Source organism: Streptomyces sp. NPDC046197, from assembly GCF_040646295.1.
Classification (GTDB): Bacteria; Actinomycetota; Actinomycetes; order Streptomycetales; family Streptomycetaceae; genus Streptomyces.
The window spans coordinates 166,746-187,487 of sequence record NZ_JBEYZY010000010.1 but is presented as its reverse complement, the minus strand read 5'-3'; the positions used below and the strand labels follow the sequence as shown (position 1 = coordinate 187,487).

Below are 20,742 nucleotides of genomic sequence, written 5' to 3'. Positions count from 1 at the left end.
CCTGTTGCCGATTCCCAGGGGACACCCCCTAGTTCCTGACGCCTGCTTCCTGTGCGAGCCCTGCCGCGGCCGCCTTCTCGGTGGCGGCGCGGACGGCGCTGTGCTGCTCCGGCAGCAGGGGCATGCGCGGTGGGCGGACCGGACCGCCATGCCGTCCGACGACGTCCATGGACAGCTTGATCGCCTGCACGAACTCGGTCCGCGAGTCCCAGCGCAGCAGCGGATGCAGCCGCCGGTACAGCTCCCGGGCCGTGCCCAGGTCTCCGTCGACGGCCGCGTGGTACAGCCGCACGGTCGCGGCGGGCAGGGCGTTCGGGTAACCGGCCACCCAGCCCTTGGCACCCGCGAGCGCGAGTTCCAGCAGGACGTCGTCCGCACCGGCCAACAGGTCCAGTCCGGGGGCGAGTTCGGCGAGCCGGTAGGCGCGGCGGACGTCGCCGGAGAACTCCTTGACGGCCTGCACATGGCCCTCGCCGTGCAGCCGCGCCAGCAGTTCGGGCACGAGGTCGACCTTGGTGTCGATCGGGTTGTTGTAGGCCACGACCGGCAGGCCCGCCTTCGCGACCTCGGCGTAGTGGGCGAGGACGGAACGCTCGTCGGCGCGGTAGGCGTTGGGCGGCAGCAGCATCACGGCGTGACAACCCGCCTCGCGCGCCTGCTCGGCCCAGCGGCGGGCCTCCGCGGAGCCGTAGGCCGCCACGCCGGGCATGACGCGGTACCCGCCGACCGCGGCGACGGCCGTCTCGACGACCCTGGTGCGCTCCTTTGGGGTCAGCACCTGGTACTCGCCGAGGGAGCCGTTCGGGACGACGCCGTCACAGCCGTTGTCGACCAGCCAGGCACAGTGCTCGGCGTAGCCGTCGAAGTCCACGCGCAGGTCGTCGTGCAGCGGCAGCGCGGTGGCGACGAGGACGCCGCGCCAGGGTCGGTGGTCGGTCATGAAGGTCCTTCCTCGGTGGCGTCGTCGTGTCGGCAGGCGAGTACGCCGAGCGGTACCGGGCGGGCGAACGGCCGTCTGGAGACGGTGGTTTCACAGCCGGCGACACCCGCCACCGCCGGTGCGCAGATCCGGCCCTGGCACCAGCCCATCCCGGCCCGGGTGAGCAGCTTCACGGTGCGCAGGTCGCCCGCGCCGAGAGCGGCGACGGCTTCGCGGACGGCGCCGGCGGTGACCTCCTCGCAGCGGCAGACCACGGTGTCGTCGGTGACCTGCTCGGTCCAGTGCGGCGGAGGCGGGTACGCGCTGTCCAGTCCGCGGGCGGCCCTCCGCAGTCGCCCGCGGGACCGGGCGGCCGCCGACCACTGCCGCGGGTCGGGCTCGGTCCCCCTGAGCCGCGCCGCGATCGAACACCCGGCGAGGTGCCCTTCGGCGAGCGCGAGGCCGGCGCCGCCGATGCCGGTGGCCTCACCGGCCGCCCACACCCCGGGCACGTCGGTGCGCTGCTCGCCGTCGACCCGCACGGCCGGCCCGTCGAGGCGGCAGCCCAGGCTCTCGGCGAGGTCGGTGTGCGGGAGCATGCCGTGGCCGACGGCGAGCGTGTCGCAGACGATGAGCCGCTCGGTGCCGGTCCGGACGCGACCACCGGCGTCCAGGGCGGCGACGGTGACCGCGGTCAGTGTGTCGTCGCCGTTTGCGCGCACGACCATGTGGCGAGGAAGGAAGCGGATGCGGTGGCGCAGGAGCCGGGCCGCGTATCCGGCACCCTCGGGGACCTTCACGGCGAGGACTCCCGCATGTCGCAGGAAACCCCTGGGGTCCGCGGATTCGACGAGCGCGGCGACATCGACCCCGGCCGCCGCGAGCCCGGTCGCCACCGGTAGCAGCAGGGGGCCGGTCCCGGCCACGACCGCCCTTCGCCCCGGCACCACCAGCGTGCCCTTGAGCATGGCCTGCGCCCCGCCGGCGGTGACGACACCGGGGAGGGTCCAGCCGGGGAACGGGAACACCCTCTCGTAGCCGCCGGTGGCCAGCAGCACGGCGTCGGCCCGGACGGCGACGGGCTCGCGCTGCTCGGGCCCGTGCAGGGCGTGCACGGTGAAACCGTGTTCCAGCGCCCAGACGTGGTGGTCCGTCAGCACGGTGACCTCACTGGCCGCCAGGCCGTCCCGCAACCGCTCCCAGGTGCGCCACTGGTGGTGCAGCGCCTCGGGACGCCGGGCCCCGAGTCCGGCGGCGGGCTGCCGGTAGTACTGCCCGCCCGGTGCCGGCGCCGCGTCGAGGACAGTGACGCGTACGCCCCTCGCGGCCGCCGCCAGCGCCGCGGCGAGCCCCGCCGGACCGGCGCCGATCACCGCGAGGTCAGTCCTCATGCCCGGTTCCCTGCTGCGTGCGGATCGTGTCGCCGGGACGCACCGGCGCCAGGCAGGCCCGTTGGCCGGGGCGGCCGTTGACGGTCACCAGGCAGTCGAAGCAGACGCCGATCCCGCAGAAGATCCCGCGCGGCGCGCCTTCGCTCCGGGTGGTGCGCCAGGCGGTGATCCCGGCCGCCCAGAGCGCGGCGGCCACCGTCTGGCCGGGCAGCGCCTCGATCTCCCGGCCGTCGAAGGTGACGGTGAAGGCGGGTCCGGGGCGGGCCCCCGCCAGTTCGAGTGGATTCATCGGACCTCCCGGGCGACGGTGGGAGAAGGTGCCGCTGAGGTGTCCCGTGGGAAGCGGTCGGGCCGGAACGGGTGAAGGTCGAGTCCGGGCGTGCGGCCGCTGAGCACCTGTGCGATCAGCAGCCCCGTTCCGGTGGACAGTCCGATGCCCGCCCCCTCGTGCCCGCACGCCTGGTGGAGGCCGGGCGCCCGTGGGTCGGGGCCGATCGCGGGCAGGTGGTCGGGGAGGTACGGCCGGAAGCCGGCGTACGTCCGCAGCGCCCGCGCCTCGGCCAGGAACGGGAACAGCCGGATCGCGCCCGCCGCCAGCGCCCGCACCGCGGGCAGGGACAACGACCGGTCGAAGCCGACCCGTTCGCGGCTGGCGCCGATCAGGACGGGTCCGGCGGCCGTGCCCTCGACCACGGGGGACGTCTGCAGGGCGGCGGAGTCGCTGGCGACGTCGGCGACGTAGTCCGCGGCGTAGACCTTGTGCCGGACGCGGCGCGGCAGGGGTTCGGTGACGAGGACGAAGCCGCGTCGGGGCTGGACGGGCAGCGGGGCTCCGGCGAGCGCGGCCAGTTCGCCGCCCCAGCACCCGGCCGCGTTGACGACCGCCGGGGCGTGGACGGCGCCCCGGTCGGTGCGCACCCCGCGCACCGCGCCCTGCGTGTCGCGCAGCACCTGGGTCACCGTCCGGCCGGTCAGCAGCCGCGCCCCCGACGTCCGCAGCACGTGTGCCGCGGCCAGGGCGGGCATCACCTGGGCATCCTGCGGGTAGTGCACGGCTCCGGCGAACCCGTCCGCCAAGTGCGGTTCGAGCTCCCCGAGTTGATCACCGCGGACACTCACCGCGCCGACTCCCGCGGCTCGCTGGCCCGCCGCCAGGGACTCCAGTGCGCTCAGGGACTCGGAGGTGGTGGCGACGACGAGGCCGCCCTTGGCCTCGTACTCCACCGGGCCGCCCAGCTCCTCGGCCAGTTCGCGCCACAGGCGCAGGGAGAGCAGGGCGAGACCGAGCTCGGGTCCGGGTTCCTTGTCGGAGACCAGGAGGTTGCCCTCCCCCGCGCCGGTGGTGCCGCCGGCGACCGGGCCGCGGTCCACCACGACGACGTCCAGGCCCGCCCGGGAGGCGTACAGCGCACACGCGGCGCCCACCATCCCGGCGCCGACTACCACGACATCGCAGGTCAGCGACTCGCTCACATCAGTACTATGTCACACAGCACCTGTCTGGGGAACAGCGCGGACTCGTGCCGCAGTTCGGGGACCGGGGCCGCGCCACCGAGGGGGTCCGCCGGGAGCCGGACCGGCTCCTGCCATGGGCCGGACCGGCTCCTGTCGGGGGCCGCACCCGCTCCTGCCGGGCGCCGGAACGCGGCTACACCCGGCTCGCGGTCGCCGTGTCCGACGACAGCCGCTGGGCGAGGTAGATCGGCGCGACGGAGAGCAGGACGAGGACGGCCGCCACCACGTTCACCACCGGCGCCTGCCGTGGCCGGGTCATGTTGCCGAAGATCCAGATGGGCAGGGTCTCGACGCCCGGCCCGGCGGTGAAGGTGGTCACCACGATCTCGTCGAAGGACAGCGCGAAGGCCAGCAGTCCGCCCGCGAGCAGCGCCGAGCGCACCAGCGGGAAGGTGACGTCGGCGAAGGCGCGGAAGGTGTGCGCACCGAGATCCATCGCCGCCTCCTCGTCTGCGCCGGAGGTGCGGCGCAGCCGGGCTACGACGTTGTTGAAGACGATGACGATGCAGAACGTGGCGTGGCCGACGACCACGGTGAACAGGCCGAGCCCGACGCCGAGGGGCTGCAGCACCGTCCCGAAGGCGGAGTTGAGGGCGATGCCCGTGACGATGCCGGGCAGCGCGATCGGCAGGACGACCACGAAGGAGAGGGCGTCGCGGCCGAAGAACCGGTGCCGGGCCACCGCGAAGGCGATGAATGTGCCGAGCACCAGCGCGATGGCGGTGGCGCCGACGCCCGCCTTCACCGAGACCCACAGCGCGCTGCGGGCGCCGGAGTTGTCCCAGGCCACCGACCACCAGTGCAGGGTCAGACCGGGCGGCGGCCAGCTCGCGCTGCGGTCCGGGTTGAGGGAGTTGACGAGGACCAGCAGGAGGGGCACGTAGATCACCGCGAAGCCGAAGGCGGCGGCGAGGCGCAGCGCGATGCGCGCAAAGCGGGAGAGCCGCATGACGAGGAACCCCTCTGGAAGGTGGCCGGAGACTGGAGGCGGGCGCGGACCGGGGCGCTCGGGAAACCGGGGCGCTCAGGCGAGCGGAGCGGTCAGAGACTGCTGAGGGCACCCGTGCGGCGCATCGCCAGCAGATACAGCACGATGACGACGACGGGGACCGTGCCGAGGGCCGCGGCCATGGGCAGGTTGAGCTCGATGTTGGAGTAGACGAGGTTGCCGATCAGCTGTGTCCTGCCGCCGACGATCTGGACGGTGATGTAGTCGCCGAGGCTGAGGGAGAAGGTGAAGACCGATCCGGCGGCGACGGAGGGCAGCACCATCGGCAGCACCACCGACCGGAAGGTGCGCCAGGTTCTGGCGCCCAGGTCGGCGGAGGCGTCGAGCAGGCCGGCGGGCAGCTGTTCCAGCGCGGTGTGGATGGGCAGGATCATGTACGGCAGCCACAGGTACGTCAGGGTGAGGACGGCCGCCGGCAGTCCGAAGCCCGGTCCGGCGAGCCCGAACGGCTTGAGCATCCAGTCGGCGAGCCCGCCCTGGGACAGGATCAGCCGCCAGGCGTACACCTTCACCAGGTAACTCGCCCACAGCGGAGTGAGGATGGCGACCACGAGCAGCGGGCGCCGGCGGGGCCGGGCGACGCGGGCCGTGTAGCAGGCGAGCGGGAAGGCGATCACCGCGCACAGGGCGGTGACCGCCAGCGCCACCACGACGCTGCGCACGATCACCTGGCGGTAGACGGGCGTGGTGAACAACGTGTGGAAGTTGTCCGCCGACCAGACCTTCACGACCTCGGAGGTGAAGGAGTTCGTCGTCCAGAACGCGGAGACGAACAGCACGGTCAGCGAGCCCAGGTACAGCACGGCAAGCCACAGCAACGGTGCGGTCAGCAGCAGGGAGAGCCTCAGCCGGGGACGGCGGTGCAGCGTTCCGGCCAGCCGCCGGACGGCGCCCCGCGAGCTCTGCCCGGCGGCCTGCGCTGCCTGCGCGGTCACCGTCATCGGTCAGCCCTTGATCTCGGTCCAGGCCTGGACCCATTTCGCGTACGGCACGCACTTGACGTCGGTACGGCCGTCCAGGCACTGCTCGATGGGCGTGTTCCAGAAGGCGATCCGCTTCCAGTAGGCGGCGTCACCGGCGTGGTACAGGGTGCAGAAGTTCCGGTCGCTGGTCTGTGCGCAGGCCTTGGCGTTGGCGGGCGCCTCACCGAAGTACTCGGCGACCCGGGCGTTGGCCTTCGGGGAGACGATCCAGTCCAGCCACTTGTAGGCGCAGTTGGGGTGCTTGGCCTTGGCGTAGATCATCCAGGTGTCGGACCAGCCGGTCGAACCCTCCTTCGGTACGAGGGCCTTGACCTTGGCGCCCTCGGAGGCGGCGAGGTTCGCGATGACCTGCCAGGTGGTACCGACCACCGAGTCGCCGCTCTTGAATGCGGAGACCTCCTTGAGGTAGTCGCCCCAGTACTCGCCCACGTCGGCGTTCTGCTTCTTCAGCAGCGCGACCGATGCGTCGAACTGCTTCTGGTCGAGCGCGTAGGGGTCCTTGATCTTCAACTCGGGCCTGGTGGCCTTGAGATACAGGGCGGCGTCGGCGATGTAGATGGGCGAGTCGTAGGCGGTGACGTGTCCTTTGTGGGCGGGTGCGTCGTCGAAGACGGCGGACCAGGAGGTGGGCGCGGGCTTCACCTGCTCGGTGTTGTACATCAGCAGGTTGGCGCCGCGGCCGTGCGGGATGCCGTAGGCCTTGCCCTTGACGGAGTTCCAGGACTGCATCTTCAGGTCGCCGAAGATGTCCTTGTAGTTGGGTACGAGAGCGGTGTTGACGGGGGCCGCGTCTCCGGAGGCGATCAGGCGCAGGGAGGCGTCGCCGGAGGCGGAGACGGCGTCGTACTCCCCCGTCTTCATCAGTTTGACCATTTCGTCGGAGCTGGCCGCCACTTTCGAGTGCACCTGACAGCCCGTCTGTTTCTCGAAGCCGCTGACCCAGTCGGCCTTGGGGTCGTTGGACCCGTCCTCGACGTAGCCGGCCCAGGCGATCAGGTCGACCTGGCCCTCGGTCCTGCCGAGCTTCGACTGCGCCTTGAGGTCGGGTGGATTGAAGCCGGTGGACGCGGAGTCGCCACCGGAGCCGGAGGATCCGCAGGCGGTGGCGGCGAGCAGGAGCGCTGAGGCGGCCATGGCCTGGACGGTTCGGGTGAGGCGCACGTCGTTCTCCCTGTGTGAAGCGGTGGTTCAGCGGGCGTCGGGGATCCGGACCGTGTGACGGCGGTGCCACGTCAGGCGGACCCGGGTGCCGCGGTAGGCGGCCACGTCCTCGGCGGAGGTCTCCAGGTTCTGCTGCAGCGCGGTGAGGCGGCCGCCGGCGTCGAGGTCGACCAGGAAGCGGGTGGTGTCCCCCAGGTAGACGACGTCGGCGACGGTGCCCGTGGCGGTGGCCTGCCCGGGCTCGTCCGCGGCGGCGGACTCCTTCAGGACGCGGATCTTCTCCGGGCGGACGCTGTGGGTGCCCTGGGTGCCGAGGACCCGCTGGGCGGACTCGCCGCGGAGCAGGTTGGAGGTGCCCACGAAGGACGCGACGAACGGGGTCGCGGGGCGCTCGTAGATCTCGGCCGGGGTGCCGACCTGTTCGACGCGGCCCTGGTGGAAGACGGCGATGCGGTCGCTCATCGCCAGGGCCTCCTCCTGGTCGTGGGTGACGAGGACGAAGGTGATGCCGACCTCCCGCTGGAGCGCCTTCAGTTCCCCCTGCATCTGCTCGCGCAGCTTGAGGTCGAGGGCGCCGAGCGGCTCGTCCAGCAGCAGCACGCGCGGACGGCCGACGAGGGCGCGGGCGAGGGCGACCCGCTGGCGCTGGCCGCCGGAGAGCTCGGCGGGGCGCCGCTTGCCGTAACCGTCCAGGCGCACCTCGGCCAGCGCCTTGCGGGCCCTGACCAGCCTCTCGGCCTTGGGCACCTTACGGACCCGGAGGCTGTAGGCGACGTTCTGCTCGACGGTCATGTGCGGGAAGAGGGCGTAGTCCTGGAAGACCGTGTGGACGTCCCGCTCGAAGGGGGCGAGGCCGGTGACCTCCTGCCCGGCGAGTTCGATCCGGCCCTCGGCCGGGGCCTCGAAACCGGCGATCAGACGCAGGACCGTGGTCTTGCCCGAGCCGGACGGGCCGAGCATGGAGAAGAACTCGCCGTCCTGGATCTCCAGGTCCACCCCGGCCACCGCGGTCGTCTCCCCGAACGTCTTGCGCAGACCCTGCAGCCGGATCGCAATTCCCTGCATGCGGGAACCTTTCTGGCGCTCATGAACGTTGAACGGAAACATATGAAGCCATAGTTCAAAGCTCAAGACCGCCTCAGGGCAAAGCTTGGGTCAACAGGCAGGTGGTGGCCGTGAAACAACGACACGTCGATGCCGGGCCCGGCGAGGTCGTCGGGGTCGGCGGGATCGCAGGCCCCGGCGCGACCGGTGAAGTCGGGGCGCGCCGAGCCGTGTTCGCGCCGGTGGAGAGCCGGGCGCGGGTGGACGCGGTCGTCCGCAGGATCGGCGACGCCATAGAGCTCGGGCTGCTCGCCGACGGGGAGCAGCTGCCCGGTGAGAGCGAACTGGCCGGGCAGCTGGGCGTGTCCACGGTGACCCTGCGGGAGGCGCTGATGGCGCTGCGGCAGCAGGGGCTGGTCACCACCCGGCGCGGGCGCGGCGGCGGCAGCTTCGTCTCGCTGCCCGAACTCCCGGGCGAGGAACGGCTGAAGATCCGGCTGAGCGGCTGGAGTACCGAGGAGCTGCGCGACCTCGGCGACCACTGGGCCGCGCTGTCGGGGGCTGCGGCCCGGCTCGCGGCGCAGCGCACCGAGCCGCACGACCTCGGGCATCTGCGCCGTACGAACGAGGAGTTGACGCGGGCGCCGGAGGCGGCAGTGCGCAGCCGCATGTACGGGCGCTTCCACGTGGAGCTGGCGGCGGCCGCGCAGTCCGCCCGGCTCACCCGGGAGCAGGTGGCGCTGCAGACGGAGGTCGGGGCGCTGCTGTGTCTCGTGCTCGGGGACGACGAATACCGTGAAGAAGTCGCAGAACGCCATCGCGCCGTCATCTCGGCCGTGCAGGATGGGGCGCGTGATTCGGCCCGTACGCTGGCCGAGCGGTGCGTCGAGGAGTCGGCGGCACGGCTCATCGCCGTGCGCCTGAACCTGTAGCCGCGCCCTGTACCGTCCCGTCCTGTCCGCTGGAGGGCGCCATGAGCCAGAGTCCCGCCTTCGCCGGGGCGGGGTCCGCGGTGCGCGGCGGGCACGCGCAGAAGGAGGTCGCCGCGCGGGTGGGCGGTGCTCTGGAGGCGGTGTTCGAGGCGGTCGCGGAGACCCGCGACGACACCGCGGCGCTGCTGGCCCGGGTGGCCGCCGAGGGGCGGCACCCGGCGACCGTGGACCTCGCCGCGCTCAGGCCGGGGCTCCATCTGCGGCTGGCCCGGCAGGAGTTGGTCTCGGGGGTCGGCTTCGTCGCCGCGCCGGGGCTGCTGACGGACGTACCGGCATGGCTGGAGTGGTGGCAGAGCACCGCCGAGCGGGACGTACGGCCACTGCTGCTCGATCTCGATCCGCGGCACTCGGCGTATGCGGACTACACGCACTGGGACTGGTTCGCGCTGCCCCGCGACACCGGGCTGCGGGCCGTGGCCGGTCCCTACGTGGACTATCTGTGCTCCGACGAGTACAGCCTCACGCTGTCCGCTCCGGTCGAGGTGGCGGGCCGCTTCGCGGGGGTGGCCGCGGCCGACGTGTACCTCAGGCACTTCGAGGCGGGGGTGCTGCCCCTGCTGCGGGAGCTGTCCGGGCCCGCCCATCTGGTGAACGCCCGGGGGCGGGTGGCCGCCTCCGCGGACCCGGCGCACCTGGCCGGATCACTCACCAAGGGGCCGGACTTCGCGTCCGTACTGGAGCGGGCCGAGGCCGACCGCTCCCACGGGATGCGACTGGTGCCGTGCGAGGGTGTGCCGCTCGTCCTGGTGGTCACGGAGAGGTGAGGCGCACGGGACACGCCCGGTCGTCGCCGCGGCCGCGGAGAGGGGAACCCCACCCGCCCCGCCCGTCGCCGCGGCTGCGGGAAGGCGAGCCGGCCGAGCCCGCACTACCCCGGGGCCCCGTGAGAGCCGAGCCCGCCACGGCCGTCCGCCGCCCGGGCGGCGGAGAACCCGGCGCCGTCGGCGACCTGAACGCCGACGGTGCCGGGTCAGGCCTCGGGGGACGGCACCACGCTGAGGTGACCCGCCGAGCGCCGGGTGCGGTGCCGTCCGCGCGGGGACGCCACGGTACGGCGCGGCTCCCGCAGGACGAGGGTGAGACGCGTGCAGCCCAGGCCCTGCAGGGTTCTCGGCGTCTCCTCGACGATGCGGCACTCGGTGGCGCCCCAGCGCGGATCGGGGTGCAGCAGCGGGCGGACCGCGCCGTCGAACTCGGCGGCCCCCTCGCCGACCGCGCGGATCCAGTGCGGCAGCCCCTGCCGGAAGGCGGCCTCCATGATGGGGTCCTGAGCGATGTCCCGGCGGACGGCCTGCAACCCGTGGTCGTGACCGCGGCGCTCCAGGGCGGCCGCGAGGTGCGCCAGCATCGGCAGGCACCAGCCTGCCTCGTGGTCGCCCAGGACGGTGCCCGCGTCCGGGTGGAACAGCACGAAGCGCAGGAAGTTGTCGCTCGGCATGGCCGTCGGATACGGGCCGACGCCGCCGAAGAGTGACGCGAACGCGCTGTTGGTCAAGGCCACGTCCCAGCCGTGGCCGACTACGAAGGAAGGGAAGGGGACGGCCTCCAGAAGCGTGGCGTAGTCCTGCAGATAGGCCTGCGCCTCGGGACTGACGGGAACGGACCGCGACGCCGGCCGCTGCCCTCCTGCCTGATATGCCATCGGGAGGTCACCCCTCTTGCCTCTGCGGCCTTCACGCGGCGCCCCGATCCTGCTGCTCAGAGACTAGGCGTGTCAACTATCGTGGCATTTCATGTCGGTTGACGGCTGAAATTGGACACAGTTGTGGCGAGACCTGGATGTGAGTTCGAACCAACCGCTACTCTCCCGGGAGTTCACGGCAACCGCTTGTGAGAAGCACTTGTGAGAAGCCTGTGAGAGACCTAGGAGATCTGTCGGTGGCGGAGGGCTTCGAGGATCCGGGCACCACGGCGTCGGCTGTGCTGCCGGCGGTCGTCGCACGCGTCACCGCACTCGCCGACCGGCTCGGCGTGCCCCACGCAGAGGTCTTCGACGTCGGCCGTCTGTCCGTTTCGTGCGGCGTGCCGGAGCCCGTGGTCAGAGCACTGCTCAGCGGGCGGCCCGCGGGCGAGCCGGACGTGCAGGCACGGTTCCTGCAGCGGCTGGACCTGCTGCGCCGCACCCGGCTCAAGCCCAACGGGCGCCGGTACACCCAGCAGGAGATCGCCGACGGCGCGGGCATGTCCCGCCAGCAGGCGGGTGCCCTCATCAACGGCGACCGGCGCCCCACCATGGAGCACTGCGACGCCATCCAGCGCTTCTTCCGCGTGCACGCCGGCTTCCTGACGGCCGAGGACGCCGAGGCCCTCGCGGGCGCGCTCCAGCGCGCCGAGCAGGAACTGCTCCAGCGGCTCGCCGACCGCGAGCGGCAGGCGGCCGAGGCCGCCGAGGACCCACTGGAGCGGCTGCTACAGGACCACGGCGTGCGCGGGATCGCCTGGCGCGCCGCGCAGCTGCCCACCGACCAGCACCGCGACAAGGTCGCCGAGTGGCTGGACATGCTCCTGGAGAGCGTCAAGCGGCCCGAGTCGTGATGCAGGGGAGAACCGGTGGGCATCGGTAAGGACATGCGGCGTCTGTGCGGCGAGCTGGTCGCCGGGCTGGCGCTGCCGGCACCGGCGCGCCCCGCCGACCTGTACGCGGCGCTGTGCGACGCGATGAGCAGGCGCCGCGGCCGGCCCGTCCACTTCCGTACGGCCGCGTTTCCGTCCGGGACCGCCAGTGGGCTGTGGCTCGACATGGCCGACCAGGACCTGGTCCTGGTCGAGGAACGCACCGCTCCCGACCACCAGTTGGTGATTCTCGGCCACGAGCTGTGGCACATGCAGGCCGGGCACAGCAGCCATCACGTCGACGGTGCCGCGGTCGCCGCGCGGCTGCTCAGCGAGGGCGCCGACCTGCAGGCGACGGTCCACAAGGTGGCCGCGCGCACCCGTTTCGACATGGCGGAAGAGGAGGAAGCCGAGGCCTTCGGCCTGCTGCTGGCCAGCAAGTGCCGGACCTGGCTGGCCGGTTCGTCGCTGCGCGGACCGGTGCAACGGGACCATCTGGCCGGGCGCATCGAGGCGTCGCTGGGCTACCTGGGCCGCCGGGCCGAGGGCGACGGTCACAGCACGGGCCGCCAGCAGGGCTAGAGGATGTCGTTCGGATCACCCCGGGTCCGCCCGTCCGCGGCGCACGCCGAGGCAGGGCTTCCGGCAGCCGCCCCGGCCGCCACCACAACGGTTCACCGACGAAACCGTGGGTTTCGCCTCCGCTGAGCGGGCGAAACGACGCGTAGCGCGGGGGCATTGTCAGTGCTGGACGGCAAGCTGGGGGGTGCGCCGCCACTGTGCGACGGGGGCAGCCCACCCGAGCGGGGCCCAGTGCTCGGGACGGGACGTGCCGTACGGGTGGCCGGCGCCTGACCGTGTGACGCCGACCGGGGAGAGAGCGACCATGCCGACCGCCGTACTGACCGACCGCGAGAGGACCGCCGTCCAGGCCTATCTGCGTCTGCTGCACACGGTGCGCGCAGCGTTCGACAGCCCGCCGGACGGCGGCCGACCACCCGTCGTCCCGCCCGCCGTGCTCGCCGAGGCGGAGCGGGCTCTGGCGCAGGCGGGCCTGACGGGCAACGAGGAGGAGTTCTTCCGGCTGCTGCGGAGCTGGTGCCCACGTCCCTGAGCGGCGCGGGAAGGGGGACGCCCGGCCTCGCGGCCCGGAGGGCCGGACCTCCCGCGCGCGTGCACCGGGCGCGGGAGCGCCCTTGAGCCGGCTACTCGGCGGCGCGCGGCAGGTCCCAGCGGGCGAGGTCTCTCAGCCAGGTCTCCGCCGTGCTGTCGGCCGGTGCGCGTCAGTCGCCGCGCGGCGAGAGCGAACCACCGGCCAGGACCTTCGGCCGCTTCGGCAAATACGGCGACGGCGACCCCCTCCTGTGCGCAGCGGCGCCCCTGTCGGAGGACCGCCTCGGCGTCGGCGCACGGCTCGGCGATGGCCGCATGGCCGGTGCACGCGGCGACCCGCGCCAGGCCACCGCAGTCGCGGCTGAGGACGGTTCAGGCGTGCGGGACGGTCACGCTGGTGGCCACCAGTCCGTGCCGGACGATCCAACGGCCCTCGAAGTGGCCGAGCCGCCGGCCGTCCACGAGCGGTCCGGGGACGAGCAGTTCGGCGCGGAAGCAGCCGTGCGCGCAGGTGCCGGGCATCGTCTCGACCTCGATGTCCGCCTCCATGAAGTCCAGCCACTTCCCGGTCAGCGGGAACCACGCCTTGTAGACGGACTCCTTGGCGCTGAACAGCAGCCGGTCCCAGTGCACGCCGGGCTGCCGTGCGGCCAGATCCCGCAGGCGCCGCTGCTCGCCGGGAAGGGACACGCTGGGCAGGATGCCGTCCGGGAGCGGGCCGTGGGGCTCGGCGTCGATGCCGAGGGAGACCAGATCGGCGGCACGGACCAGGGCGGCGGCGCGGTAGCCGTCGCAGTGGGTCATGCTGCCGGCCAGCCCCCGGGGCCAGAGGGGGGCGCCGCGGTCACCGGACAGCACGGGCTGCGGCGGCACGCCGAGCTTCTCCATGGCCCGGCGGGCGCAGGCCCGCACGGCGGCGAACTCGCGGCGGCGCTTGTCGACGGCCTGCGCCACGAGGGCCTGCTCCTCGGGGTACAGCCATGCGGAGTCGGCCTCGTCGTCCCCGTGTGTCTCCACGACGACCACCGAGTCCGGGAGCAGCTCCTCGATCACCGGGTCCCGACCTCCATCGGCAGAATGCGGCGCAGCCTGCCCGGTGGTTCCGGGCGCTTGCGCCACTCGCGGGGGTATCCCACCGACACCTCTTCGAAGCGGACGCCCTGGTGCCAGGTGGTCCGCGGAATGTGCAGATGACCGTAGACCATGGCGGCCACGCGGAACCTGCGGTGCCAGTCGGCGGTCAGTCCGGTGCCGCACCACATGGCGAACTCGGGATACCACAGGACGTCCGTCGGGTGCCGGTCGAGCGGGTAGTGGTTGACGAGGACGGTGGGCAGGTCGCCGGGGAGTTCGGCGAGCCTGCGCTCGGTGTCGGCGACCCGGGCCCGGCACCATGCCTCGCGGGTCGGGTAGGGGTCGGGGTGCAGCAGGTACTCGTCGTTGCAGACGATGCCGGTGCCGTGCGCGTAGGCCAGTCCCTCGTCCTTGGTGGTGCAGCCGGCCGGCAGGAAGGAGTAGTCGTACAGCAGGAACAGCGGCGCCACGGCCACCGGGCCGCCCGGGCCGTCCCAGACCGGGTAGGGGTCCTCGGGCGTCGTGACGCCCAGTTCACGGCACAGCTCGACCAGGTGCTCGTACCGGGCGACACCGCGCAGGGTGAGGGTGTCCCTGGGATGGGTCCACAGCTCGTGGTTGCCCGGTGCCCACACGACCCGGCGGAAGCGTCCCGCGAGCACCTTCAGGGCCCAGCGGATGTCCGCCACGGTCTCCGCCACGTCCCCGGCCACCAGCAGCCAGTCGTCGTCCGAGACGGGGGCCATCCGTTCGACCAGGGCGCGGTTCTCGGCGTAGCCGATGTGCAGGTCGCTGATGGCCAGCAGCTGTCCCGTACCGCCGACCGTCCTGGTCACCTCTCGCCCCCTTCAGCGCGCACGATGGTCACCACAAGAGCACATCCCGCGCCACCCGGACAAGGCCGTACCGGGCCACCGGCATGTGCGCGGCGGCCGAAAACCCTCCCTGTCCGGGCGCGCCCTGCGGCCCGCCGGCGCACGCGTCCGGCGGCGTTTCGTCACCCGTGGCAGGGGTGGGCGCCGTCGGCCGATCCGTAACATGCGCGTTGCACTCCGGGGCCCTTGAAAGCCGTATGATCGCCCCAACACCACCGCCGGAACTCCCCCTCACACAGGGCGGTTTGGTGTCCCTCCCTTCCCCCTGGCCGGGCACGGCCCGCTTCGCCCTGCCCGCACACCGTGAAAGGCGGCCTGCATGGCCTCTCGCGTACGCGTCTGGCTCAACCGCACGTACGCGGAGAACGTGTTCTTCATGGATCAGCTGCGGAGGAATCCCGGCGACCGGGCCGTGGAGATCCATGCCACGCACGGCGATCCGGACTCCCCCGTACTGGCCGCCGCCGACACCGCCGAACTGGAGCCGGAGGGCCTGTCCCCGGCGGCGTACGTCGAGTACGCGCTGGCCCAGTGTGCGCGGCGCGGCATCGACGTGTTCGTGCCGCGGCTGCACCAGGCCGCGATCGTCTCCCACCGGGCCGACTTCGAGGCGGTCGGGACGGCCCTGCTGGCACCGACGCCGCAGGCCGTGGCCGTCTTCGAGGACAAGGCGACGGCGTACGAGGCGGTCCGGTCGATCGGTGTGCCCGTGCCGCCGTGGTGGCGGGTGCGCACCGGGGAGGAACTCCGCACGGCGGTCGAGGAGTTGGAAGGTGCCGGGCAGCGGGCCTGCTTCAAGCCGGCGTCCGGCGCGGGCGGCGTGGGCTTCCGCATCGTCACCCGAGCTCCCTTCTCCCTCCTGCATCTGAGTGGTTTCCCCGGCCCCCATGTGCCACTGGACCTGGTGCTGCGGGCGCTGGAGCAGGCCGGGGAAGCGGTGGACTGGCTGGTGATGCCGGTGCTGGAGCAGCCCGAGGTCTCGGTCGACTGCCTGACCGGTCCGGACAACCGGATCCGCCTGGCCGTGGGCCGCACGAAGAACGGCCGCCGCCGTGGGTTCACGCTGCACGAGCAGTGGCTGGAGCCGGCCCGGCGGATCGTGGAGGGCTTCGGAGTGCACCACCTGTCCAACATCCAGTTCCGCATGTACGAGGGCCGGCCGGTGCTGCTCGACGTCAACACGCGCCCGGCCGGCGGACTGCACCAGCTGTCGCAGTGCGGGGTCAACGCGCCCTGGGCGGCGGTGCGGTTGGCACTCGGCGACGATCCGGGGGAGATCGTGCCGCCGTTCCTCGGACCGGACTACACGGTGGTGGCTGCGCCGCGGCCGCTGCGCCCGGTGCCGATTCCGCAACAGCGGACGGAGGAGCCGACGGTGCGTCCGGCCGCGCCGGCGGCTTCGACGGCTCGGGCGGTGGGTGCGGCCGAGGTACTGCCCCTCTAAGAGTCATCACGTAATGAGGTGATGCCCACCCGATGCCTGTACGGGACTGGGGTGCCTGTGTGGCGTGCCTTCTCCGTACGGCCGGCTGTTCCGACGTGGGCCTTGTGCCGCTTAGTTGCGGGTCGGGTCTCATTCGGGGTAGGTCCGATACCGGGTGATGGTGTTTTGCCGAGCAGAGGCCCGCGCCCGGAAGGATCCGGCGTGTGGGCTGCCGCGTGGGTGCGGCCCCGGGTGGGGCAGACACCGCGCTGCGGTTGACTCGACAGGGCTTCTTGCAGCCCTTCATGAAACAAGATCTGTGTGTGGCGGGCCTGGACTATGTCCAGGCCCGTAGTGCTGGGGTCGTCTGGGTCCGTAGGGTGGACGTGTGCGGCCAGGGCGGCGGAGACCTTGTCCCGGTCGCCGATGAGCCCGCAGGCGGTGCAGGCGTGTATGCGGTCGGCGAGCGTTTTGGCGACCTTTTCGCCGCAGAAGCATGTCTGGGACAGCTTGGTGGTGAAGGTGGAGGCCCGGAGCATCCGCCCACCGGTCTTCTCGCACTCCCGGCCGATGGCAGCGATGAGCCGCCCGGGTGTGGTGGCCTGCAGGGCTTTGCCCCACCTGCGGTACCAGGTGCGGATGTCGCAGTCCTCGACGGTCAGGTTCGCCCCGTGGCCCGCCACAATGTCTGCGGCGATGCGGCGGGCGCGGTGGTCTTTGGCCGCCGCGGCGGTGGCGGCGGCTTCGGAGAGGCGGGCCCGGTTGAAGCGGTAGCCGGCCGACAGGCTGTCGCGCCGGTATGCCTGCTTGGGCACCCCTGCCTTGTTCGCTGACCTCGCCCCGCCGGGCACGACGACGTCCCACGCCTGCATTACGTGATGGCTCTTAGGCCGCCTGCCGGGCGCGGGTCGCATGTGGCCTGTCGCGCATTCCCCGCGCCCCTTCTCAACTCACAGGTATGGACCAATCTGCCGTGGACTCTTGACACCCGGATTGGTCCATACCAACTTGGTTGCGCACCCTCTGCACACTCCCCCGCACACCTGTGCCCTCCCGAACACCCCACTTTCCTCAGGGAGATCGCGTGCGCAACACACTCCGGCGTCACAGACGAAAGCTCCTCGCCCTGCTCGGCTCCGCGGCCCTGGCCCTCGCCGGGACCATCGCCCTGCCCGGCACGGCCCAAGCGGCCAACGTCCTCACCAACCCCGGCTTCGAATCGGGCAGTCTCTCCCCCTGGACCTGCACCGGCGACCTCGGCTCGGTCGTCTCCTCACCCGTGCACGGCGGCTCCAGGGCTCTCGCGGGCGCGGTGACCGACAGCGACAACGCCCAGTGCAGTCAGACCGTTTCCGTGCGGCCGAACACGGCGTACACCCTCAGCGGCTGGATGCGCGGCAGTTACGTCTACCTCGGGGTGAGCGGCGGCGCCTCGACCTGGACCACGTCCCCCTCGGCCTACAGCCAACTGTCGGTGTCCTTCACCACCGGCGCCTCGCAGACCAGCGCCACCATCTACGTCCACGGCTGGTACGCGCAGGGCACGTACTACGCCGACGACATCAGCCTGGACGGTCCGGGCGGCGGGGGCGGCGGGGACACCCAGGCGCCGACCGCACCCACGGGTCTGACGTCCACGGGCAAGACGTCGACGAGCGTGTCACTGAAGTGGAACGCCTCCACGGACAACGTCGGCGTGACGGCGTACGACATCTACAGCGGCGCCGCCCAGGTGCTGAGCGTCTCCGGTACGACCGCCACGGTCGGCGGGCTGTCGCCGAGCACCGGTTACACGTTCACCGTGAAGGCGCGGGACGCGGCCGGGAACGTCTCGGCGGCCTCCAACGCGGTCTCCGTCACCACCGACGCGGGCAGCGGCGGCGGCTTCAAGCAGGCCGCGCCGTATCTGTACGAGGGCTGGGGCGACCCGCCGAACCCGGCCACGGTGATGAGCGCGACCGGCATCAAGTGGTTCACGATGGCCTTCGTACTGGACTCCGGTGGCTGCACACCCGCCTGGGACGGCAACCGGCCGCTGACCGGAGGCGCCGACCAGACCGCCATCAACCAGATACGCTCCGCGGGCGGTGACATGGTCCCCTCCTTCGGCGGCTGGCAGGGCAGCAAGCTCGGCGCCAACTGCTCCTCCGCGAGCGCGCTGGCCGGAGCACTGCAGAAGGTGATCGACGCCTACGGCCTGAAGGCGGTCGACATGGACATCGAGAACACGGACGAGTTCGAGAACGAGGCCGTGCAGGCGCGGATCCTCACCGCGCTGAAGACGGTCAAGGCGAACAACCCGGGCCTGCGCACGATCGTCACCTTCGGCACCTCCACCACCGGCCCGACGTACTACGGCAACCGGCTCATCGAGCAGGCGCAGTCGCTCGGCGCGAACATCGACGTGTTCACCATCATGCCGTTCGACTTCGGCGGCGGCTCCGACATGTACGGCAACACGGTGAACGCGGCGGAGGGCCTGAAGGCCAAGCTGAAGTCCACCTTCGGCTGGGACGACGCCACCGCCTACGCGCACATCGGCATCTCCGGCATGAACGGCCTGTCCGACCAGCAGGAGAACACCACCCCGGCGATCTGGACCCGGATCCGGGACTGGGCCAACTCCCGCCACATAGCCCGGCTCGCCTTCTGGGCGGTCAACCGCGACCGGCCCTGCCCGGGCGGCGGCGTGGTGAGCAACTGCTCCGGCATCAGCCAGAACGCCTGGCAGTTCACGTCCGTCACGGCCGGCTTCACCGGCTGATCCCGGATCCACCGCACGACCGCGCACCCCCGACGTCCCCCCGGATCCTGGGCCGGGGGGACGTCCTCCCGCCGCTCTCCCGTACGGCCGACACGGGGGCGGCGAAATTTCTTCCGGCCGGGGTGTATCAGGAGCCGGGCTGCCGGCTCTCAAGGGTGTGGGGGGAACGGGGGACCACGGGGAGACGGGGGATCACGGGGGGCCGGGCCGGCCGGTCGCTTTCACGGGGGAGCGACCGGCCCGGTCCGCCAGGAACGACTCGGGCAAACCCCCGGCACTTCTACTTGAGGTACGCGAGGCCGGGATGGACGGCGGTGTAGCCGTCGACGAGCCGCCGGGCGACGTTCACCGAGTCGACGAGCGGGTGCAACGCGAAGGCCTTCACCGCCGTCGCACGGGAGCCCGACTCGGCTGCGGACAGCACCTCGCGCTCGACCGCCTTGACCGCGCAGACCAGACCGGTGGCGTGGCCGGGCAGCGGATCCACGGCGAGCGGGTGCGCTCCGCTCGCGTCCACCAGGCACGGAACCTCGATGACCGCCTCGGAGTCGAGCACCGGCAGCGTGCTGCGGTTGCGCACGTTGAGGATCAGCGTGGTGCGCTCGTCACGGGAGATGGCCCGCATCAGGGCGAGGGCCACCTTCTCGTAGCCGCCGGACAGGTCGTCGGCGTCCCGCTCGCCCGCGCCCGCCGTGCGGCGGTTCTCGGCCATGTAGGTGGCCTCGCGCTCGGCGCGGGTGCGGTCCCAGACCGCGAGCGCCGGGGCCTGCGGGTTCCTCATCTCCTCGTAGAACCGGTCCTGCTGTTCGCGCAGGAACGCGCCCCGCGTCTTCCCGGCCTGCTGACAGGCCCGTACGGTCTCGCGGTTGAAGTAGTAGTAGTGCAGGTACTCGTTGGGGATCGCGCCGAGCGACTGCAGCCACGGGACGCCGAAGAGCCTGCCCTCCTCGAAGGAGCCGAGCAGACCGGGATCGGCCAGCAGGCGTGGCAGTTCGTCGCGGCCGGCGACGCGCAGGCCGCGTACCCAGCCGAGGTGGTTGAGGCCGACGTAGTCGATCCACGCCTCCCGCGGGTTCGCGCCGAGCACGCGCGCGATCCGGCGGCCGAGGCCGACCGGTGAGTCGCAGATGCCGATGACCCGGTCGCCGAGGTGACGGGACATGGCCTCGGTGACCAGACCGGCCGGATTGGTGAAGTTGATGACCCAGGCGTCGGGGGCCAAACGGGCCACCCGCCGGGCGATGTCGACGGCGACGGGAGTCGTCCGCAGGCCGTAGGCGATACCACCAGCGCCGACCGTCTCCTGGCCGAGGACGCCCTCCGCCAGGGCCACCCGCTCGTCGTCCGCCCGCCCCTCCAGGCCACCGACGCGGATCGCGCAGAAGACGAAGTCGGTGTCGCGCAGGGCCTCGTCCAGGTCGGTCGTCGCGGTCACCCGGGGTGCGTCCGGCACGCCCGCCGCCTGCTCGGCCAGCACCCGGGTCACCGCGGACAGCCGCGCGGCGTCGAGATCGTGCAGCACGACCTGTGTGACACGCCCCTCGCCGCGGTCGCCGAGCAGCGCCCCGTACACGAGCGGCACCCGGAATCCCCCGCCACCCACAATCGTCAGCCTCACGCCCGCTCCTCTCCGCCACACCCACCTCGACACCCGACACCCGCCGCCCGTGGCGGGGGCGCATCGCCACACCCACCTCGACACCTGTACCCGCCACCCGCAGCGGGGGCGCATCGCCACACCCACCTCGCCCCGCCACCCGCGGCGGGGGTTCGTCGCGCGCATCTCGACGCCCGCCACCCGCAGCGGGGACGCATCGCCGCACCCATCTCAACACGTCACCCAGCGCGGGCGCATCGCCACACCCACCTCAACACGTCACCCAGCGCGGGCGCATCGCCACACCCACCTCAACACGTCACCCAGCG

Annotated in this window: 20 protein-coding genes; 7 read left to right on the top strand and 13 right to left on the bottom strand. The window is 72.3% G+C overall.

Going from position 1 to position 20,742, the window contains the following annotated elements; all coding sequences use genetic code 11:
* Positions 1 to 28 precede the first annotated feature (28 nt).
* The 8 genes from AB0A61_RS16840 to AB0A61_RS16805 all read right to left on the bottom strand — a co-directional run bounded on the left by AB0A61_RS16840 (position 29) and on the right by AB0A61_RS16805 (position 8,043).
* A complete protein-coding gene (locus AB0A61_RS16840; RefSeq protein ID WP_361292306.1) occupies positions 29 to 940 on the bottom strand; it encodes a dihydrodipicolinate synthase family protein in 912 nt (303 codons plus the stop codon).
* Positions 937 to 2,310, bottom strand: a complete 1,374-nt coding sequence (locus AB0A61_RS16835; RefSeq protein WP_361292304.1) for an NAD(P)/FAD-dependent oxidoreductase — start codon at positions 2,308 to 2,310, stop codon at positions 937 to 939. The genes AB0A61_RS16840 and AB0A61_RS16835 overlap by 4 nt, the downstream gene beginning before the upstream one ends.
* Positions 2,300 to 2,599, bottom strand: a complete 300-nt coding sequence (locus tag AB0A61_RS16830; protein ID WP_361292302.1) for a (2Fe-2S)-binding protein — start codon at positions 2,597 to 2,599, stop codon at positions 2,300 to 2,302. Before AB0A61_RS16830 ends, AB0A61_RS16835 begins: the two co-directional genes overlap by 11 nt.
* Positions 2,596 to 3,783 (bottom strand): FAD-binding oxidoreductase, encoded by a 1,188-nt coding sequence (locus tag AB0A61_RS16825; RefSeq protein ID WP_361292300.1) that lies wholly within the window; start codon positions 3,781 to 3,783, stop codon positions 2,596 to 2,598. The genes AB0A61_RS16830 and AB0A61_RS16825 overlap by 4 nt, the downstream gene beginning before the upstream one ends.
* A gap of 175 nt (positions 3,784 to 3,958) precedes the next feature.
* A complete protein-coding gene (locus AB0A61_RS16820; RefSeq protein WP_361292298.1) occupies positions 3,959 to 4,774 on the bottom strand; it encodes an ABC transporter permease in 816 nt (271 codons plus the stop codon).
* A 92-nt stretch (positions 4,775 to 4,866) separates the two neighbouring features.
* Entirely contained in the window at positions 4,867 to 5,775 is a 909-nt protein-coding gene (locus tag AB0A61_RS16815; RefSeq protein WP_361292296.1) for an ABC transporter permease, read from the bottom strand.
* 3 nt (positions 5,776 to 5,778) lie between these two features.
* Positions 5,779 to 6,978 carry an ABC transporter substrate-binding protein gene (locus AB0A61_RS16810; protein ID WP_361292294.1) on the bottom strand — a complete coding sequence of 400 codons (1,200 nt, stop codon included), beginning with the start codon at positions 6,976 to 6,978 and terminating at the stop codon, positions 5,779 to 5,781.
* A gap of 27 nt (positions 6,979 to 7,005) precedes the next feature.
* Entirely contained in the window at positions 7,006 to 8,043 is a 1,038-nt protein-coding gene (locus tag AB0A61_RS16805) for an ABC transporter ATP-binding protein (RefSeq protein ID WP_361292292.1), read from the bottom strand.
* Between the two features lie 164 nt (positions 8,044 to 8,207).
* On the opposite strand from AB0A61_RS16805, the gene AB0A61_RS16800 reads away from it, so the two are divergent.
* Positions 8,208 to 8,954 carry a GntR family transcriptional regulator gene (locus AB0A61_RS16800; protein WP_361292438.1) on the top strand — a complete coding sequence of 249 codons (747 nt, stop codon included), beginning with the start codon at positions 8,208 to 8,210 and terminating at the stop codon, positions 8,952 to 8,954.
* A 41-nt stretch (positions 8,955 to 8,995) separates the two neighbouring features.
* Positions 8,996 to 9,778 carry a hypothetical protein gene (locus AB0A61_RS16795; protein ID WP_361292290.1) on the top strand — a complete coding sequence of 261 codons (783 nt, stop codon included), beginning with the start codon at positions 8,996 to 8,998 and terminating at the stop codon, positions 9,776 to 9,778.
* A gap of 206 nt (positions 9,779 to 9,984) precedes the next feature.
* Here the strand turns inward: AB0A61_RS16795 and AB0A61_RS16790 are convergent, their stop codons facing one another.
* The gene (locus AB0A61_RS16790; RefSeq protein ID WP_361292288.1) at positions 9,985 to 10,656 is read right to left on the bottom strand and encodes a hypothetical protein; all 672 of its coding nucleotides are present in this window, start codon (positions 10,654 to 10,656) and stop codon (positions 9,985 to 9,987) included.
* Positions 10,657 to 10,892: 236 nt separating this feature from the next.
* Between AB0A61_RS16790 and AB0A61_RS16785 the strand changes: the two genes are divergently transcribed.
* The 3 genes from AB0A61_RS16785 to AB0A61_RS16775 all read left to right on the top strand — a co-directional run bounded on the left by AB0A61_RS16785 (position 10,893) and on the right by AB0A61_RS16775 (position 12,681).
* Entirely contained in the window at positions 10,893 to 11,549 is a 657-nt protein-coding gene (locus tag AB0A61_RS16785; protein WP_361292286.1) for a helix-turn-helix transcriptional regulator, read from the top strand.
* A 33-nt stretch (positions 11,550 to 11,582) separates the two neighbouring features.
* Positions 11,583 to 12,149 carry a toxin-antitoxin system, toxin component gene (locus AB0A61_RS16780; RefSeq protein ID WP_361292436.1) on the top strand — a complete coding sequence of 189 codons (567 nt, stop codon included), beginning with the start codon at positions 11,583 to 11,585 and terminating at the stop codon, positions 12,147 to 12,149.
* 304 nt (positions 12,150 to 12,453) lie between these two features.
* On the top strand, positions 12,454 to 12,681 hold the full coding sequence (locus AB0A61_RS16775; RefSeq protein ID WP_361292284.1) for a hypothetical protein: 228 nt from the start codon (positions 12,454 to 12,456) through the stop codon (positions 12,679 to 12,681).
* A 371-nt stretch (positions 12,682 to 13,052) separates the two neighbouring features.
* On the opposite strand, the gene AB0A61_RS16770 is transcribed toward AB0A61_RS16775, so the two are convergent.
* Both AB0A61_RS16770 and AB0A61_RS16765 read right to left on the bottom strand, forming a co-directional pair.
* A complete protein-coding gene (locus AB0A61_RS16770; protein WP_361292282.1) occupies positions 13,053 to 13,733 on the bottom strand; it encodes a 4'-phosphopantetheinyl transferase superfamily protein in 681 nt (226 codons plus the stop codon).
* Entirely contained in the window at positions 13,730 to 14,590 is an 861-nt protein-coding gene (locus tag AB0A61_RS16765; protein WP_361292280.1) for a metallophosphoesterase, read from the bottom strand. Before AB0A61_RS16765 ends, AB0A61_RS16770 begins: the two co-directional genes overlap by 4 nt.
* Positions 14,591 to 14,948: 358 nt before the next feature.
* Here AB0A61_RS16765 and AB0A61_RS16760 point away from each other — a divergent pair, with 358 nt between their 5' ends.
* A complete protein-coding gene (locus AB0A61_RS16760; RefSeq protein ID WP_361292278.1) occupies positions 14,949 to 16,073 on the top strand; it encodes an ATP-grasp domain-containing protein in 1,125 nt (374 codons plus the stop codon).
* Here AB0A61_RS16760 and AB0A61_RS16755 read toward each other — a convergent pair.
* On the bottom strand, positions 16,070 to 16,867 hold the full coding sequence (locus tag AB0A61_RS16755; RefSeq protein ID WP_361292276.1) for a hypothetical protein: 798 nt from the start codon (positions 16,865 to 16,867) through the stop codon (positions 16,070 to 16,072). The two genes, AB0A61_RS16760 and AB0A61_RS16755, sit on opposite strands and share 4 nt — an antisense overlap.
* A gap of 269 nt (positions 16,868 to 17,136) precedes the next feature.
* Between AB0A61_RS16755 and AB0A61_RS16750 the strand changes: the two genes are divergently transcribed.
* Entirely contained in the window at positions 17,137 to 18,816 is a 1,680-nt protein-coding gene (locus AB0A61_RS16750; RefSeq protein WP_361292274.1) for a carbohydrate binding domain-containing protein, read from the top strand.
* A 280-nt stretch (positions 18,817 to 19,096) separates the two neighbouring features.
* On the opposite strand, the gene AB0A61_RS16745 is transcribed toward AB0A61_RS16750, so the two are convergent.
* On the bottom strand, positions 19,097 to 20,434 hold the full coding sequence (locus tag AB0A61_RS16745; RefSeq protein ID WP_361292272.1) for a 6-phospho-beta-glucosidase: 1,338 nt from the start codon (positions 20,432 to 20,434) through the stop codon (positions 19,097 to 19,099).
* Positions 20,435 to 20,742 lie beyond the last annotated feature (308 nt).